Genomic DNA, 15956 nt, shown 5'->3' with positions numbered 1-15956 from the left:
AGGGAAATTTCTAGTTCTCTCCATCATCATTTGCGCTGTAGCAACAGGCAAATCAAGAAATGCTGCCAGTATCGCCGTTGGCAGCGTAAAGTAGCTTTGAGGAAAGTAAAAAACCGTATAATTCAAGCTCGAATCGATAGCAACTATTGGTTGTATGAAATTGCACGATACACACTGCACCGCTAGCGCCGGCCATGCCCCGAACCCGCCATCCGACGTCCGTGCGACGTGCAGTCCGCACTGTCCGCAGCATCAGGGGCAGGCGACTTAACTTTACAAGACGGCTCAAGGGGACACAATGAATTCAATGCAGCAAGATGTCGATGAACGCACCAGCCTGACGGGCAATAACAAATTCGAACTGTTCCTGTTCAAGCTGGGCACCAGCGATCACTCGACCAGCCGCGAACTGTTCGGCATCAATGTGTTCAAAGTCCGCGAAATCATGGAAATGCCGGCCATCACGGCCGTGGCCGGTTCGCACCCGCACATGCTGGGCGTGGTCAATATCCGTGGCCAGATCGTGCCCGTGATCGACTTGCCGATGGCGGTCGGCTGCAAGAGCAGCGGCTTGAAGATACTGATGGTGACCGAATTTGCCCGCTCGACACAGGCGTTTGCCGTGGAAGAGGTCGATGAAATCGTGCGCCTGGAATGGAACCAGGTGCTGTCGGCCGAATCGAGCGTCGGTGGCGGCCTCGTCACCAGCATCGCGCGCCTCGATGGCGACACGGACAAGACGCGCCTGGCGCAAGTGCTGGACGTGGAGCAAATCCTGCGCAATGTGCTGCCGTCGGGCGACCCGGACGTGGACGAGAACAGCATCGGCCCGCAAGTGCGCTTGCCGGCCGGCGCCGTGATCCTCGCGGCCGACGATTCCTCGCTGGCCCGCTCGCTGATCGAAAAGGGTCTCGAAGCGATGGGCGTGCCTTTCATCATGACCAAGACGGGCAAGGAAGCATGGGAACGCCTGCAGGCGATCTCGGCCCAGGCGGCGACGGAAGGCAAGACGGCGAAAGACAAGGTCGCGCTGGTGCTGACCGACCTGGAAATGCCGGAAATGGATGGCTTTACCTTGACGCGCAACATCAAGAACGATGGCCGTTTCTCCAACATCCCCGTGGTGATCCATTCGTCGCTGACGGGTTCGACCAACGAAGACCACGTCAAGGGCGTGGGCGCCGATGGCTATGTGGCCAAGTTCGTGGCGGCTGAACTGGCCGAGACGATACGCAAGGTATTGTCGCGTTAATCTGACGCGGCCATGGTTAACACTGTTGTCGGATTACGCGGGGCTTCGTCCCGCCAATCCGACCTACGCCGTTGCGCAAAGCGCCGGACCCTTGCGGGTGCCGGCGCTTTTTCTTGCTGGCAAACGATTACGGCCGGTCCGCCACGGGCAGTCCGCCAGGTCGGATTAGCGCAGCGAAGCTGCGCGTAATCCGACGCCGCCACGCGCAACAATGGTGTCGGATTACGCCTGGTAAGCTGTTTCCGGCTGGCCCGCCACGTCCACGCGCACGGACAGCACGTGGCCCGTCAACGGGTAGTCGGCGATCTCCGCAGCCGAACGGTTGTGGCTGGCGCTGGTGATGTACAGGGTGCGCAGGTCGGGCCCGCCGAACGTCACCATGGTGGGGCAGCGCACGGGCACGCTGATTTCGCCCAGCAGATGGCCATCGGGTGCGAAGCGCAAGATCTTGCCGCCTTCAAACATGGCCGACCAGTAATTGCCTTCGCTGTCAACGGCCGCGCCATCTGGGCGCCCGCCGTAATCAAACGCTTTCTTGTCCGTGGAAAAACGCTGGAACGGTTGCGGCGCGGAAATGGCCCCCGAGGCCGCATCGAAATCGAAGCGGTCGATGCGGTGCGTGGTGGTGTCCGAGTGGTACATGGTGCGCTTGTCCGGGCTGAAGCCCAGGCCATTCGACACGGTCATGCCGCCCGACCAGACCTTGCGCACTTGTCCCTTTTCCAGCACAAACATCTCTGCAGCGTCAGCGTTGCGCGGTTCGAAAATCGTGCCGACCCAGAAACGGCCTGCCGGGTCGACCTTGCCATCGTTGAAGCGCGTGGTGGCCATGTCGAAAGGCGCCGGGGCGATTTCCGCCAGGCTGCCCGTCTTCGTGTCGAGGTGGGCAAAGCCGCTGCGCAAGGCCACGATCAGGCCGCCGCCCGCATTGATGGCCAGCGCTGACGGTTCCGTCGGCATGCTCCATTGCTCATGCTTGCCGCTGGCCGGGTGCAAGCGGTGCACGGCGCGGCCATCGATATCGACCCAGTACAGGGCCGCTTCCTTGCCATGCCATAGCGGGCATTCGCCCACTTGCATGGGCTTGTCGCTCACTACTTTGATTTCGTAAATATTCATAAACCTCAATTAAGTTAGTACGCCGCCTTGGCGGCTTTCGCCAGGGCAATCAAGCCATTGGTCGAGCTGTCGTGGTGGTCGGGACGGGCTTCGCCCGTCAGTTCGGCCTGGATTTTCTTGGCGAGCACCTTGCCCAGTTCCACGCCCCACTGGTCGAAACTGTTGACGTTCCACAGGACGCCTTGCACGAAGGTTTTGTGTTCGTACAGCGCGATCAGGGCGCCCAGGGTGGTCGGGGTCAGCTGATCCATCAAAATGGTGTTGCTGGGGCGGTTGCCTGGGAAAGTCTTGTGCGGCACCAGCGCTTCGATCTCGCTGTCCGGCAAGCCTTGCGCCTGCAAGTCAAGACGCACTTCCTCGCCCGTCTTGCCCGTCATGAAGGCTTCCGACTGGGCGAAGCAGTTGGCCAGCAGAGCGTCGTGGTGGCCCGGCAAATCGTGCGTGGCGCGCAGGGCGGCGATGAAATCGATCGGTGTGATGTCCGTGCCCTGGTGCAGCAGCTGGAAATACGCATGCTGCGCATTCGTGCCGCAATCGCCCCAGATGACGGGGCCGGTCGGCACATCGACGGGCACGCCATCCTTGGTGACGCGCTTGCCGTTGCTTTCCATGTCCAGCTGTTGCAGATAGGCGGCAAAGCGGCTCAAGTCCTGGTGATACGGCGCGATGGAAACGGAGCCGCAGTCGAGGAACTGGCGGTTCCAGAAACCGACCATGGCCAGCACGACGGGCATGTTCTGTTCCAGCGGCGCCTGGCGGAAATGCTGGTCCATCGCATGCGCGCCCGCGAGGAAATCGCTGAAGTATTCAAAGCCCACGGACAGGGCCACGGCCAGGCCGATCGACGACCAGACGGAGTAACGGCCGCCGACCCAGTCCCAGAACGGGAACATATTGTCAGGCGAAATGCCGAAGTCGACGATGGCTTGCGTGTTGGTCGAGACAGCCACGAAGTGCTTGGCCAAGTCGCTTTCTTCGCCTTCGAGCAGGAACCAGGCGCGCGCCGTGTTGGCGTTGAGCATGGTTTCAGCCGTAACGAAAGTTTTCGATGCCACGATGAACAAGGTCGTTTCCGGATCAACCCTGGACAATGTCGCTTCCATGTCGTGGCCGTCGACGTTGGAAACGAAATGCATTTCCAGGCCCGGGTTGGCGTAGGAGCGCAGGGCCAGGCACGCCATTTTCGGGCCCAGGTCCGAGCCGCCGATGCCGATGTTGACGATGTCGCAAATCGGCTTGCCCGTGTAGCCGAGCCAGCTGCCATTGCGGACCTTGTCCGTAAACGCTTTCACGCGCTGCAGCACATCTTGTACGTCGGCATCGATATCCTGGCCATCGACGACCAGCCTGGTGCCGCGCGGCGCGCGCAAAGCGGTATGCAGAACGGCCCGATGTTCGGTAAGATTGATTTTCTCGCCAGTGAACATAGCTTCGCGCTGCGCTTCCACGCCGCGCTCGCGTGCCAGGTCCATCAGCAGGCGCATGGTGGTGGCGTCGACCCTGTTCTTCGAGTAATCGAGCAGCAGGCCGGCCGCATCGACCGTCATGCTGGAAAAACGTGCGGGGTCGGCCGCGAACAGCTGACGCAGATGCACGTCGCGCAGGCTGGCGCTATGCGCTTGCAGGGACTGGAAACTGGCGGTGGCGGTGATGGCGGGAGTGGGTGCTGGCTGGCGCATGGCGGTCGGCTTGGGTGCTTGTCTCGGTTGAAAGGAGCGCGGCGCGTTCGTCGTGGCGAACAGCGGATCGGGCGTTGGTATGAGAATAATACATCAGAAAAACGTAATTTCACTACAGTTTGTGACGCGAAGCGGATTTTGTTGTGCTTTTTTTAGCGATTGCGCCAGTGACATATAAGGGCCATGTTGGCAGGCACCGATACGCGATATGGCCCGGGTTTGCCTTGATACGCCGCAATCTGTCGCTTATTTCTGTTGTCGGCCCATGCAAGAGTGCTTCTTCTTCACCGTTTTGTAGTAAAATTTCACGAAATACTCATTTTTAAGGAAATCCATATGGCGCTGCATCCAGTAGTCGAATCCGTAACAGCGCGCATCATCGCGCGCAGCCGGCCATCGCGCGGCGCCTACCTGGCGCACCTGGATGCGGCCCGCATCCAGGGCGTACAGCGCGGCGCCCTGTCGTGCACCAACCTGGCGCACGGCTTTGCCGCCTTTCCCGCCAACGACAAATTGTCGCTGAAGGAATACAAGAAGCCGTCCGTCGCCATCGTGTCCTCGTACAACGACATGCTGTCGGCGCACCAGCCTTTCGAAGGCTTCCCGCAGATCATCAAGCAAGCCGTGCGCGAAGTGGGCGCCGTCGCCCAGTTCGCCGGCGGCGTGCCCGCCATGTGCGATGGCGTGACGCAAGGCCAGCCGGGCATGGAACTGTCGCTGTTTTCGCGCGACACCATCGCCATGTCGACGGCCGTGGCGCTGTCGCACAATATGTTCGACGCCGCCCTGTACCTGGGCGTGTGCGATAAGATCGTGCCGGGCCTGTTGATCGGCGCGCTGCACTTCGGCCACTTGCCCGCCGTCTTCGTGCCGGCCGGTCCGATGACGTCGGGCCTGTCGAACCAGGAAAAAGCCAAGGTGCGCCAGCTGTATGCGCAAGGCAAGGCCACGCGTGAAGACTTGCTCGAAGGCGAATCGAAAGCCTACCACGGCGCCGGCACCTGTACCTTCTACGGTACCGCCAACAGCAACCAGATGCTGATGGAGGTGATGGGCCTGCACTTGCCGGGCGCCGCCTTCATCACGCCGAACACGCCGCTGCGCGATGCGCTGACAAAAGCCGCCGCCCAGCGCGCGGCCGTCATCACGGCGCAAAGCGGCAGCTACCTGCCGGTCGGCCATATCGTCGACGAGAAATGTATCGTCAACGCCGTCGTGGGCTTGCTGGCCACGGGCGGTTCGACCAACCACACCCTGCACCTGGTGGCCATCGCCAAGGCGGCCGGCATCGTCATCGACTGGAACGATTTCAATGAACTGTCGGCCATCGTGCCCATGCTCACGCGCATCTACCCGAACGGCGACGCCGACGTGAACCATTTCCACGCGGCCGGCGGCACCGGTTATCTGATCCGCGAATTGCTGGACGCGGGCTTGCTGCACGAAGACGTCAACACCATCCTGGGCCACGGCTTGCGCGCGCACTGCATGGAACCGTTCCTCGGCGAAGACGGCAAGGTCTTCTGGAAAGATGCACCGGCCGCCAGCGCCGACGACAGCGTGCTGCGCCCCGCTTCGAACCCGTTCGCGCCGGACGGCGGCATGGTCCTGGTCGCCGGTAACCTGGGCCGCGCCGTGATGAAGGTCTCGGCCGTCAAGCCGCAGCACCGCACGGTCGAAGCGCCAGCCCTGGTGTTCAATTCGCAGGAAGAATTCATGGCCGCCTACAAGGCCGGTACGCTGGACCGCGACTTCGTCGCCGTGCTGCGCTTCCAGGGCCCGCGCGCCAACGGCATGCCGGAACTGCATGCGCTGACGCCGGCGCTGGCCAACCTGCAGGATGCGGGCCGCCACGTGGCGCTCGTTACCGATGGCCGCATGTCGGGCGCGTCGGGCAAGGTGCCGGCCGCCATCCACGTATCGCCAGAAATCCTCGCCGGCGGTCCGCTGGGTCTCGTGCGCGACGGCGACATCATCCGTCTCGACGCGTTTACCGGCGTGCTCGAGGCGCTGGTGCCTGCCGACGTCTGGCATGCCCGTTCGCTGGTCACGACCGACCTGTCGCCGAACCACGTCGGCATGGGCCGCGAGCTGTTTTCCATGTTCCGTTCCACCGTCAGCGCGGCGGAAGAAGGTGCCACCACCTTCGGCCTGCCGTCGCCGATTCCCACCACCGTCGCCTTGCACGACGCCGACAATGTCGGTGACACCGTACCGGGTTCCGATGAAGACTTTTTGGCTAGGAAATAAGAGATGACCATGACACTACTGGAAATTATGCGCACCTCGAGCGTGATCCCCGTGATTGCGATCGACGATCCTGAACACGCCGTACCGCTGGCGCGCGCGCTGGTGGCGGGCGGCATCCGCGTGCTGGAAGTAACCTTGCGCACCAAGCACGGCCTGGAAGCGATCCGCGCCATGTCGGAAGTACCGGGCGCCATCGTCGGCGTCGGCACCCTGACGCGTCCCGAGGAATTCGCGCAGGCGCGCGATGCGGGCGCCGTCTTCGGCGTGTCGCCAGGGTTGACGTCCGCCCTGGTGGCGGCGGCGAAAAGCAGCGGCCTGCCATTGTTGCCAGGCGTGATGACGCCAGGCGAAGTGATGGCGGCGCGTGAAAACGGCTTCCAGCAGCTGAAACTGTTCCCGGCCGTGCCGGCGGGCGGCATCGGCATGCTTAACGCGATCTACGGCCCGCTGCCGGACGTGACGTTCTGCCCGACGGGCGGCATCTCGCAAGAGACGGCGTCGCAGTTCCTGGCGCTGAAAAACGTCGCCTGCGTGGGCGGCTCGTGGCTGACGCCGAAAGACGCGATCGCGGCCGGCAACTGGGACCGCATCACTGAAATCGCGAAAGCTGCCAGCGGCCTGCGTTCGGTTTAAGCGGTACCCGCGCGGCAGGCTTCCCGCTTGCCGCGCTTTCTTCCCTATTCTTTATGCGAGTCTTGCGCCGCCCCCTCACCATCGGCGAAACCGCCATGGCCCGCAGCGTCTTCCAGGGCGCCATCGACTACGCGCGCGTGCGCGTCGTGCGCGGCTCCTTTCTTCCGTTCGGCTTGCAGGACCAGAACACGGCCATGACGCCGCGCGGCAGCCTGCACTTCATGCCGGCCCAGTACCGCGACGATTTTTCCCGCGAAGGCAATGGCGGCAAGCTGTTCTTCATCCACGAAATGGTGCACGTGTGGCAGTACCAGCTCGGCTACAGCGTGCTGCTGCACGGCGTGCTGCTGGCGCTGCGCGGCGGCTACATCGGGCAACGCGCCTACCGCTACGATGCGCAGGCGGGCGGTGCCCTGTCCGACTTCAACATGGAACAGCAGGGCGACATCATCGCCCACTACTTCGGCGCGCGCCAGCTGGGCATTCCCGCCTACGTGGCGCAGCTGCCGCAGCTGCAGGACATCCTGCAGGGTTTTCTACTCAATCCCGGCGACCGTCAACTGCTGCCGCGCTGACGCCGCCAGGCTGGCTACCGCATCCTTGCCCAGCAAGATACGCAGGTCGGCGCCCGCGCCGACGCCGCTGTCGTCCGATGCCTGTACTTGCGGCATGCCGCCCAGCGCCAGGGCCAGTGTGGCCGCCGCCTCGGCGTGGCCGGGGCGGTAGACGATGCTGCTGGCCCGGACCACGTATGGCCGCTGGTTGCCCAGCCGCAGGACGCTGATGCCCATGCCGCCCAGCATGCCGCGCATGCGCGCCGCCATCCCCGTTGCGCCATTGCCGTTGATGACTTCCAGCCGTGGCAGGGTTGCCACCGGCGCCACCGGTTTTGCCGGGGCCGGCAAGGCTGTGCGCGCGGCCACGGGCGCGTCGCGCCAGCTCAGCGTGAAGATATTCGGCTGTAACTGCGTCAGCTGCAAGCGACTGGCGGGCGCCGCTGGCGCAGGTGCCGGCGCCAGGTCGGGCGCGATGGCCTCTGCGGCGGTGTTGACCGCATCGACTGTTCCTACGCTGCGCGCCAGCGCCGCAATGGCGAGATCCAGGTTGGCGCGCGCCGGCTGCTGGCCGTTGTCGAGCTGCAGCGACTGACGCAACACGCTGGCCGCCTGCGCGTAATCGCCCTGCAGGTACAGCACGTAGCCGAGGTTGTTGTAGGTCCTGGCCGCCGGGGCCTCTTGCGCCAGCGCCTGCAGCATGCCGCGCGCCGTTTCCAGCTGGCCCAGTTGCGCGTGCAGCACGGCGGCGCCATTGCGGGCATCGGCCGAATCGGGCGTCAATAGCAGCGCTTCGCGGTACGCCTCCATTGCCGCGCGCGGGTCGCCCAGTTCCTGCATGCGCTTGCCCAGCTTGCAGAAAGCGGCGCTGCGGGTGGCGGGGCTGTCATCGATGCGCGCCTGCGGTGGCGCGGCATGGTTGCCCTGGCTGGCGGGGCCGGGCAGGTGGCCGCAGGCGGGCAGCAGGCCGGCGCAGGCGAGCATGAGCATCAGGGTGGTGTGCTGTGACATGGCGGTTCTCCGGTCAGCTGCCGCTGCCCATGCTGGGCAGGAGCACGCGGTAGATTTGCAGGAACGCTGGTCCCATCAGGACGACCAGCAGCGAAGGAAAGATGAAAAAGATCAGCGGGAACAGCAGCTTGAGGGCGATCTTCGCCGCTTCTTCCTCGGCCATCTGGCGGCGCTTGGTGCGCAGCTGGTCCGACTGCACGCGCAGCGAGGCGGCGATGCTGGTGCCGAAGCGCTCGGCCTGGATCAGCATGGCCACCAGCGCGTCGACATCCTCGACGCCCGTGCGCAGGGCCAGGTTGCGCAGCGCCCGCTCCTTGGTATTGCCGGCGCGCAGTTCCAGCATCACCAGGTGCAATTCCTCGGCCAGCACGGCGCTTTTCAGGGCGATCTCGGCCGCCACCCTGGCCAGCGCGGCGTCCATGGCCAGGCCCGCTTCCACGCACACCGTCATCAAGTCCAGCGCATCGGGAAAGCTTTCGAAGATGTCGCGCTGGCGCCGCTTGATCATTTGCGCCAGCACGATATTGGGCAGGTAGTAGCCGATGGCGGCCACGATCAGCAGCCAGAACAAGAGAGCTTTGCCCGCCACCTGGCTGCCCGACGCGCTCAGTCCCAGGAACAGCAGCAGGGGCAGGCCGATGGCCAGCATGGTCTTGGCGGAAAAGAACAGGATGGGCGCCGACGCCTGGCGCAGGCCGGCATTCATGAAGCGCCGGCGCATCACGGAACCTTCCCAGCCCTGGTCGGGAATCGACAGTTTGGCCAGCGGACCGCTCAGGCGCACCATGCGCGCCAGCCAGGGGCTGGGCGCGGAGGCGCCAGGCGCCGCCGCACTCTTGCCGGTGGCGTTGTCCATGCGCTGGCGCAGTGGATCGGGGGCAAAGCTGCGCATGGCCACCAGCACGGTGCCGAAGACGGCGATGAAGAGCAGGGCGAGAAAGGCGTAATGGACGGGATTCATGAGAGTTCTCCTTGCGGGCTCAGACGCGGATGCGGATGATATTGCGCATGACCAGGATGCCGCACACCATCATCACCAGGGCGCCGACGAGCATCTTGCGTCCGCCCGGGTCGACGAACAGCATTTCCAGGAATTGCGGATTGGTCAGGTGGATCATGGCCGCCGCGCCGAAGGGCAACAGCGACAGGATCCAGGCCGACAGCTTGCCTTCGGCCGACAGCACGCGCACCTGTCCCAGCAGCTTGATGCGCTCGCGGATGATGCGGCTGATGCTGTCGAGCAGCTCGGCCAGGTTGCCGCCCGTTTCGCGCTGGATCAGCACGGCGATGACGAAGTAGCGCAAGTCCGTGCTGGGCACGCGCGTGGCCAGGTTCATCAGGGCGTCCTGCATGGCGATGCCGAAATTGACTTCGTCGAAGGTGGCGCGAAATTCCACGGCCAGCGGCGCGTTCATTTCATCGCCGACCATTTTCAGGGCCGTGGGGAAGGCGTGGCCGGCGCGCAGGGCGCGCGCCATCAGGTCCAGCGCATCGGGCAATTGCTGCTCGATGCGCTGCAGGCGCTTGGCCTTGGCGCGCAAGACGACCAGCAGCGGCAGCAGGGCCGCGCCGGCCACCAGCGGCAGGCGCAGCAGCCACGGTACGCTGATGTAGCTGAGCAGCAAAAACGCGGCGCCGGCCGTGGCCAGCATCACGCCGGCGAAGCTGGCCACGCTCCAGCTCAGGCCAGACTGCTCGAGCAGGCGGTCGAGCGCATGCACGCGGGGCACGCTGAGCAGCACGCGCTGCAGGGCAGGGGTGTCGCTCAGCAGGCGCTTCTTGATCATCGAGCTGCCTGCGTCGCCATGCGCGCCGGCCGACATGATGCGCAGGCGGCGCGCGACCCTTTCCGCTTCCGGGCCGCGCGAAGTGTTCCACGCCAGGTACACGCCCTCGATCAGCAGTACCACGGCGATGAAGGTGAGGATGGCGAATACGTAATAGAGATAGTCCATGATGCTCCCCTTAATGGTACTGGCGGGCGGGATCGAACAGGGTTTCCGGCAGGCTGATGCCGAAGGCGCGCAGGCGTTCGAGGAAACGCGGCCGCACGCCGCTGGCATGGAAATGCCCCTGTACCGTGCCGTCTTCGCCGATGCCCGTCTGGCGGAAGGTGAAGATTTCCTGCATGGTGATCATCTCGCCTTCCATGCCCGTGATTTCCTGGATCGACGTGACCTTGCGCTTGCCGTCCGTCAGGCGCGACACCTGCACCACCACGCTGATGGCCGAACTGATCTGCTGGCGCATGGCTTTCACGGGCAGGGCCGCGGAGGCCATGCTGATCATGTTTTCCAGCCGCGTCAGCGCGTCGCGCGGGGTGTTGGCGTGGATGGTGGCCATCGAGCCTTCGTGGCCCGTGTTCATGGCGCCCAGCATGTCGAGCGCTTCGGCGCCGCGCACCTCGCCCAGGATGATGCGGTCGGGGCGCATGCGCAGCGCGTTGCGCACCAGCGCGCGCTGCGTCACTTCGCCCTTGCCCTCGATGTTCGCTGGCCGCGTTTCCAGGCGCACCACGTGCGGCTGCTGCATCTGCAGTTCGGCCGCGTCCTCGATGGTGACGATGCGCTCGGCCGTGCTGATGAAACCGGAAATCGCATTGAGCATGGTGGTCTTGCCGCTGCCCGTGCCGCCCGAGATCAGGATGTTGACCTTGGCCTTGCCCAGCGCCTGCAGGGTGGTGCTCATTTCCTCCGTCAGGCTGTGCTTGAGCAGCAGGTCGGCCAGGCGCAGGGGCTGGGCCGAGAAGCGGCGGATCGACATCACGGGCCCGTCGATGGCCAGCGGCGGGATGATGGCGTTGACGCGCGAACCGTCGGGCAGGCGCGCATCGACCATGGGGCTCGATTCATCGATGCGCCGGCCCACGCGCGAGACGATCTTGTCGATGATCTTCATCAAATGCGCGTCGTCGGTGAAGCAGACGTCGCTCAGCTCCAGGCGGCCGTGGCGCTCGACATACACCTGGCGGTAGGTGTTGACGAGGATGTCGGACACGCCGGGATCGGCCAGCAGCGGCTCGAGCGGGCCGAAGCCGAGTACCTCGTCCTGGATGTCGCGGATCAGCGAGCGCCGTTCCAGTTCGTTGATCACGACATTGTCTTCCGTGAGCACGTCGCTGACGAGGATCTTCAGCTCTTCGCGGATCTGCTCGCGCGACAGGCGCTGCATGCTTTCCAGGTCGACGCGGTCGAGCAGCGCCTGGTGGGTGCGGTGCTTGAGTTGCTGGTAGCTCTGGCTCGATGCGCCCTGGTGCGCGGCATCGTCATTCTGGCTGGCGTCATCCTGGGCATAGCCCAGGCGGTCCCGCAGGGTGAGTTTTTCGGCAGTCATGGTCGGTCTCCGGTAAATGTAGGGAATCAAGCGCGCTGTAGGGAATCAGGCGCGCGCCAGCAGCCGCGAAACCCAGCTTTGCGCGGCGGGCGGGGTTTCGCCGGCCAGGCTGGCGGCCAGTTCCTGCAGGGCGCGCGAGACGGCGTTGTGCGGCGTCAGCTTGAGGATGGGCACGCCCTGGCTGACGGAGGCCGCCACCGCCTCGTAGTGGTTGGGGATGGATTTGTAGACGTGCTTGCCATACGCCGCTTCCAGGTCGGCCACGCGGATGTTATCGCTGCTGGCATAGCGGTTCAGGATCAGGCGGATCTTGTCTTCGCGGTAGCCGAGGCCGCGGAATACGTCGAGCAGGCGCTTGCCGTCGCGCACGTACGGCAAGGTTGCCTGCAGCACGGGGAAGATCAGGTCGGCCCGGTCCAGCGCGCGCACGCTGACGGGGTCGAGGCCGCGCCCCACGTCGAGCAGGATGTAGTCGTACTGGCTGCGCGCCAGGGTCAGCAGGCGGTCGATATGGTCGGCTTCGACGTCGGCCGCATGGGCCGGATCGTCGGCGGCGGCCAGCACGCTGTAGGCGGGCGTGATCTGGATCATGCTGGCGGCCAGCAGCGAGGCGTCGAGGCGCACGATCTGCTGCGACAGTTGCGACAGGGTGGCGGCCGGCTTGTGGTCCGAGACGAACAGGGCGGCGTCGCCGAACTGCAGGTTCAGGTCGAACAGCGCCACCTTGCGCTGCTCGCCGGCGGCCAGCGCGTAGCCGAGGTTGGCGGCGATGAACGTGGCGCCGCTGCCGCCCTTGCACGAGACGAAGGCCAGCACCTGGCCCTTGCGCGTGACCTGCTTTTGCAGCTTTTCCTCGATGCGGCGCAAGGCGGCGCACAGGGACGCGTCGTCGTCCGGTTGCAGCACTTCGCGCACGCCGGCGCGCATCGAGCGCAGCAGGAATTGCGGACTTTGCTGCGGGCATTGCACGATGATGGCCAGGTTCGGATGGCGCCCGCCCAGCAGTTCGAGCTGTTCCAGCTCCGTCTCGCCCGTCTGTTCCTGCTCCAGCAGCAGCACTTCCGGCGTGGCGCCGTTGTCGAATACATCCGGTATGCTCGCCAGCAGGGCGACGCGGTCGGATGAGCTGCGTTCGCGCAGCAGGCGGGTCAGCCGTTTGAGCTGGGCTTCATTCTTCGAGACGATGACGATATTCACTTGGTACTCCCCGGTAAAGTGTACGGTAAGGTGTTCAATTGATCTGGAAGCCCAGGCTTTCGGCGTGCATGACCACCACCGAGGCCGGCACGGCAATATTGAGAAAACCGAACAGGCTGACCATCGGCGTATAGCTGACGTTGTCGATCGACACGCGCACGCTGTCGATGCAGCTGGCCGTGCGCGTGTTGTCGCCGCAGGCCGACAGGTTGTCGCCCGGGTCGCTCGGCGGCAAGGTCACTTCGGCGCCGCTCTTGTTCAGGTAGCGGATGGTGATGTTGGCGGCCGTCAGTTCCGGCGCGGCCGGCAGGGCCGTGCCGCCGAACAGGGCCAGGGTCTTGACGGCGTCGGTCTGGTCGATCCAGCGCACCACCGCTTCGCGCGCGGCGCGGCGGCTCACTTCCTGCACCGTGTTGTACAGGAACAGCATGCGGCCGAATTCGAGGATGCCGAACAGCAGGGTGAAAAACAGCAGCGCCACCAGGGCGAATTCGACGGCGGCCGCGCCGCGCTGGCGGCCGGTCCCGGGGGCAGGTGGAAGGTGGCGCATGGCGTTCTCCTTACAGCATGTAGCGCATGGTGGTGCGCGGCGAGAGCGGCGTGGCATAGCTGCTGGCCGCGCCGATCACGAAGGGCAGGTACTGGCCCACCGACAGCGTGTAGTTGACGACTTCGACGCGGATGCCGCCCGGCGCCGTGCCATCGGTGCAGCTGCTGTCGTTGAAGCTCGCGTCCAGGCAGGTGACCGTCACGTTGGCCGTGACGAAGTCGCTGATGCCGGCGCTGATGGCCGCGTCGACCACCGTCTGTTTGGCCGCCGGCACGCCCTGCGAGGCTATGCCGGCCTTGGCCTTGACGGACATGTTGCGCGCCGCGTCGCGCGTGGCCTTGGTCAGCGCGTCGTAGTACCAGAACGCGCGGCCGAAGCCGAAGATGCCGGCCAGCAAGGTGATCAGCAGGGCCAGCACGATGCCGAATTCGACGGCGGCGCCGCCGTGCTGCCTGGGATGGGAAAAGTGGTTGCGCATAGCCGCCTCACCTGTAGAGTTTGATTTCGGAATTCGGCACGGGCTCGATCAGGCCCGCGAACTCGACGTCGAGGCGCTTGGTGCCGCCGCTGAAATCGGCTTTCATCGTCATGAAGAATTTGCCGATGCCCACCGCATTCATGGTCCCGCACGAGGCCGGCCCCACGGGCGCCGTGCGGCAGTCGATCAGCACCACGTTGAGGATGCGCCGGTTGCGCTGGCCCGGATGGGCCACCGAGGGCGCCTGGAACGTGGGGCCGCTGGTCTGGTTGTACGGCGAAGGCGGCGTACTGGCAGGAAAGCCTGCGCCGGGGCTGACGGGGTAGCTGGCCGTGTCGAAGTAATTCGCCTTGGCCGTGCTATACAGGGGGTTGGCGTTGCCGTCCGCCACGCTGTACGCCGTGCCGGCCTTGGCCGGGGTGGCGCCATTGCTTTGGTAGGCGGGGCCGTAGGACCATAGCACGCCGTAGCCGGAAAACTGGGCGAACGTGGCCGAGGGGGCCGGCACGCTGCCGGCCGACGGCAGCTGGTAATTCGGCTTGTTGCCGGCCAGGCTGACGGGCTGCTGGCTGGGCAGGGTGCTGGCGCCCGGTTCCATCCAGCCCGTGGGTGGCGAGTTGGCGGCAGTGGCGGTACAGGGCGACGCGGCGCCCACGCATGGATATTCCTTGATGTTGGTGTCGGGCGGCGCCGTCACGGGATCGCACACGGAGGGCGAGGAATAATCGTCGAAACGCGAATTGAGCGAGGCGGCCAGCGAGGCCGTCAGTCCCGTGTTCGTGTAGACCTGGCCCGTGCCGCTGGTGATGACGGCGCTGCTGCCCGTGCACATGAATGGCGCGGTGGAGTTGGCGCTCGAATGCGAGGCGCTGCAGCTGCCGGGCGGCGCGTCGACGGGGTTGATCAGGTAGGGATCGGACGAGCCGCCCAGCGGATTGAGACCGAACAGATTGTAGGTGACGCCGCGGCGAAAGCCGAATTCCACCAGCTCCGTCAGGCCCGTGCCGGCCGGCGCGGCCGGATACGTGTATTGCGCCGTCTTGTTGGCCGGATCGACGGCGCACACGCCGATGGGCGTGACGTCGTTGACGAAGCGGCCCGCCACTGCCACGCCCGAGGTGCTGGTGCTGGCGATGCCGGCGATGCCCATCAGGTAGGTGGCGAAGGTCTTGCTGCCCGTGTCGACGCGGATGAAGGTCTGTCCGTCCGGGCTGGTGCGGGCGCTGGCGCCGGATGACCAGGGGCCGTCCGGGCTGGGGCCGAACTCGATGTTGGCGGCCGTGATGGTCAGCGCGGTGGAAAAGTCGTAGCGGTTCTTTTGCGCGATGGCGATGGCCTTGGCCTGCGCATTGTCGATGCCGGTGGCGCTTTGGTTGAGTTCCACGGCGCCGGCCAGGGCCGCGCTGTCGGCGCCGTTCTGCAGTTCCGTCTTGGCGATGTACAGGTGGCCCAGGTCCAGCACCAGGCCGCCCATGGCAAACAGCACCACCAGGGTCAGCCCCAGCACGATGGCGATCGCGCCCTGCTGCTTGTCGTGCCTGCGAAATGCGGTGTTCATGGCTGTCTCCTGGTGGCCTGGGGGGAGTGCGTGGCGGAACCGGCGCCTACTGGCGTCCGCCCACGCCGATGGTGAAGACATTCGGTTGCGGTTCCGGCGCCGCGAACGATTTCTGGTAGCGCTGGTAGGCGCTGGCGCCGGCCTTGCCGTCGATGCCGCTGACCGGGTCGGTATTGCGGTAGGCGTCCGGATACATGATCTGCTGCGCCTTGAGCAGGGCCACCGATTCGCCGAAGTGCGAATCGAGCACGGGCGTGGTGGTGGCGGCGCAGCCGGCCAGCAGCGACAGCAACGACAACAGGGTGGCGCAAGGCAGGCAATGTGCGGTTTTCATGGTGTTCT

15 protein-coding genes are annotated in these 15956 nt (G+C 65.1%); 4 read left to right on the top strand and 11 right to left on the bottom strand.

The features are described 5' to 3' along the window. Nucleotides 1-298: 298 nt before the first annotated feature. Entirely contained in the window at nucleotides 299-1252 is a 954-nt protein-coding gene (locus BLU39_RS05950; RefSeq protein WP_034750860.1) for a chemotaxis protein, read from the top strand. 222 nt (nucleotides 1253-1474) lie between these two features. Here the strand turns inward: BLU39_RS05950 and BLU39_RS05945 are convergent, their stop codons facing one another. Further along, nucleotides 1475-2371: an SMP-30/gluconolactonase/LRE family protein gene (locus BLU39_RS05945; RefSeq protein ID WP_092710937.1), complete on the bottom strand. Its 897-nt coding sequence runs from the start codon at nucleotides 2369-2371 to the stop codon at nucleotides 1475-1477. Between the two features lie 14 nt (nucleotides 2372-2385). Next, entirely contained in the window at nucleotides 2386-4050 is a 1665-nt protein-coding gene (gene pgi, locus BLU39_RS05940; RefSeq protein WP_092710934.1) for a glucose-6-phosphate isomerase, read from the bottom strand. Nucleotides 4051-4386: 336 nt separating this feature from the next. Here pgi and edd point away from each other — a divergent pair, with 336 nt between their 5' ends. The 3 genes from edd (at nucleotide 4387) to BLU39_RS05925 (ending at nucleotide 7508) form a co-directional block, all read left to right on the top strand. After that, a complete protein-coding gene (gene edd, locus BLU39_RS05935; RefSeq protein ID WP_092710931.1) occupies nucleotides 4387-6300 on the top strand; it encodes a phosphogluconate dehydratase in 1914 nt (637 codons plus the stop codon). Nucleotides 6301-6303: 3 nt separating this feature from the next. Further along, a complete protein-coding gene (locus BLU39_RS05930) occupies nucleotides 6304-6933 on the top strand; it encodes a bifunctional 4-hydroxy-2-oxoglutarate aldolase/2-dehydro-3-deoxy-phosphogluconate aldolase (protein WP_092710928.1) in 630 nt (209 codons plus the stop codon). 62 nt (nucleotides 6934-6995) lie between these two features. Then, nucleotides 6996-7508: a hypothetical protein gene (locus BLU39_RS05925; RefSeq protein ID WP_092710925.1), complete on the top strand. Its 513-nt coding sequence runs from the start codon at nucleotides 6996-6998 to the stop codon at nucleotides 7506-7508. On the opposite strand, the gene BLU39_RS05920 is transcribed toward BLU39_RS05925, so the two are convergent. From BLU39_RS05920 to BLU39_RS05880, 9 genes are read right to left on the bottom strand one after another with little or no spacing between them, the layout of a single operon-like run. Beyond that, on the bottom strand, nucleotides 7470-8498 hold the full coding sequence (locus tag BLU39_RS05920; RefSeq protein WP_092710922.1) for a LytR C-terminal domain-containing protein: 1029 nt from the start codon (nucleotides 8496-8498) through the stop codon (nucleotides 7470-7472). The genes BLU39_RS05925 and BLU39_RS05920 overlap by 39 nt on opposite strands. Before the next feature lie 13 nt (nucleotides 8499-8511). After that, on the bottom strand, nucleotides 8512-9459 hold the full coding sequence (locus BLU39_RS05915) for a type II secretion system F family protein (protein ID WP_092710919.1): 948 nt from the start codon (nucleotides 9457-9459) through the stop codon (nucleotides 8512-8514). Between the two features lie 19 nt (nucleotides 9460-9478). Beyond that, nucleotides 9479-10453 carry a type II secretion system F family protein gene (locus tag BLU39_RS05910; protein WP_092710916.1) on the bottom strand — a complete coding sequence of 325 codons (975 nt, stop codon included), beginning with the start codon at nucleotides 10451-10453 and terminating at the stop codon, nucleotides 9479-9481. A gap of 10 nt (nucleotides 10454-10463) precedes the next feature. Further along, complete coding sequence (locus BLU39_RS05905) at nucleotides 10464-11831, bottom strand: TadA family conjugal transfer-associated ATPase (RefSeq protein WP_092710913.1); 1368 nt, start codon at nucleotides 11829-11831, stop codon at nucleotides 10464-10466. 45 nt (nucleotides 11832-11876) lie between these two features. Continuing rightward, on the bottom strand, nucleotides 11877-13028 hold the full coding sequence (locus tag BLU39_RS05900; RefSeq protein WP_092710910.1) for a CpaE/TadZ family protein: 1152 nt from the start codon (nucleotides 13026-13028) through the stop codon (nucleotides 11877-11879). A gap of 34 nt (nucleotides 13029-13062) precedes the next feature. Beyond that, on the bottom strand, nucleotides 13063-13578 hold the full coding sequence (locus BLU39_RS05895; protein WP_092710907.1) for a TadE/TadG family type IV pilus assembly protein: 516 nt from the start codon (nucleotides 13576-13578) through the stop codon (nucleotides 13063-13065). Nucleotides 13579-13588: 10 nt separating this feature from the next. Next, nucleotides 13589-14056, bottom strand: a complete 468-nt coding sequence (locus BLU39_RS05890; RefSeq protein WP_092710903.1) for a TadE/TadG family type IV pilus assembly protein — start codon at nucleotides 14054-14056, stop codon at nucleotides 13589-13591. Between the two features lie 7 nt (nucleotides 14057-14063). Continuing rightward, complete coding sequence (locus BLU39_RS05885; protein WP_092710900.1) at nucleotides 14064-15614, bottom strand: Tad domain-containing protein; 1551 nt, start codon at nucleotides 15612-15614, stop codon at nucleotides 14064-14066. 46 nt (nucleotides 15615-15660) lie between these two features. Further along, nucleotides 15661-15948 carry a hypothetical protein gene (locus BLU39_RS05880; protein WP_092710897.1) on the bottom strand — a complete coding sequence of 96 codons (288 nt, stop codon included), beginning with the start codon at nucleotides 15946-15948 and terminating at the stop codon, nucleotides 15661-15663. Nucleotides 15949-15956 lie beyond the last annotated feature (8 nt).

Origin of the sequence: Janthinobacterium sp. OK676 (assembly GCF_900103595.1) — a bacterium.
Classification (GTDB): domain Bacteria; phylum Pseudomonadota; class Gammaproteobacteria; order Burkholderiales; family Burkholderiaceae_D; genus Janthinobacterium.
The sequence above is the reverse complement of the archived record's forward strand: the minus strand, read 5'-3'. Positions and strand labels throughout refer to the sequence as shown.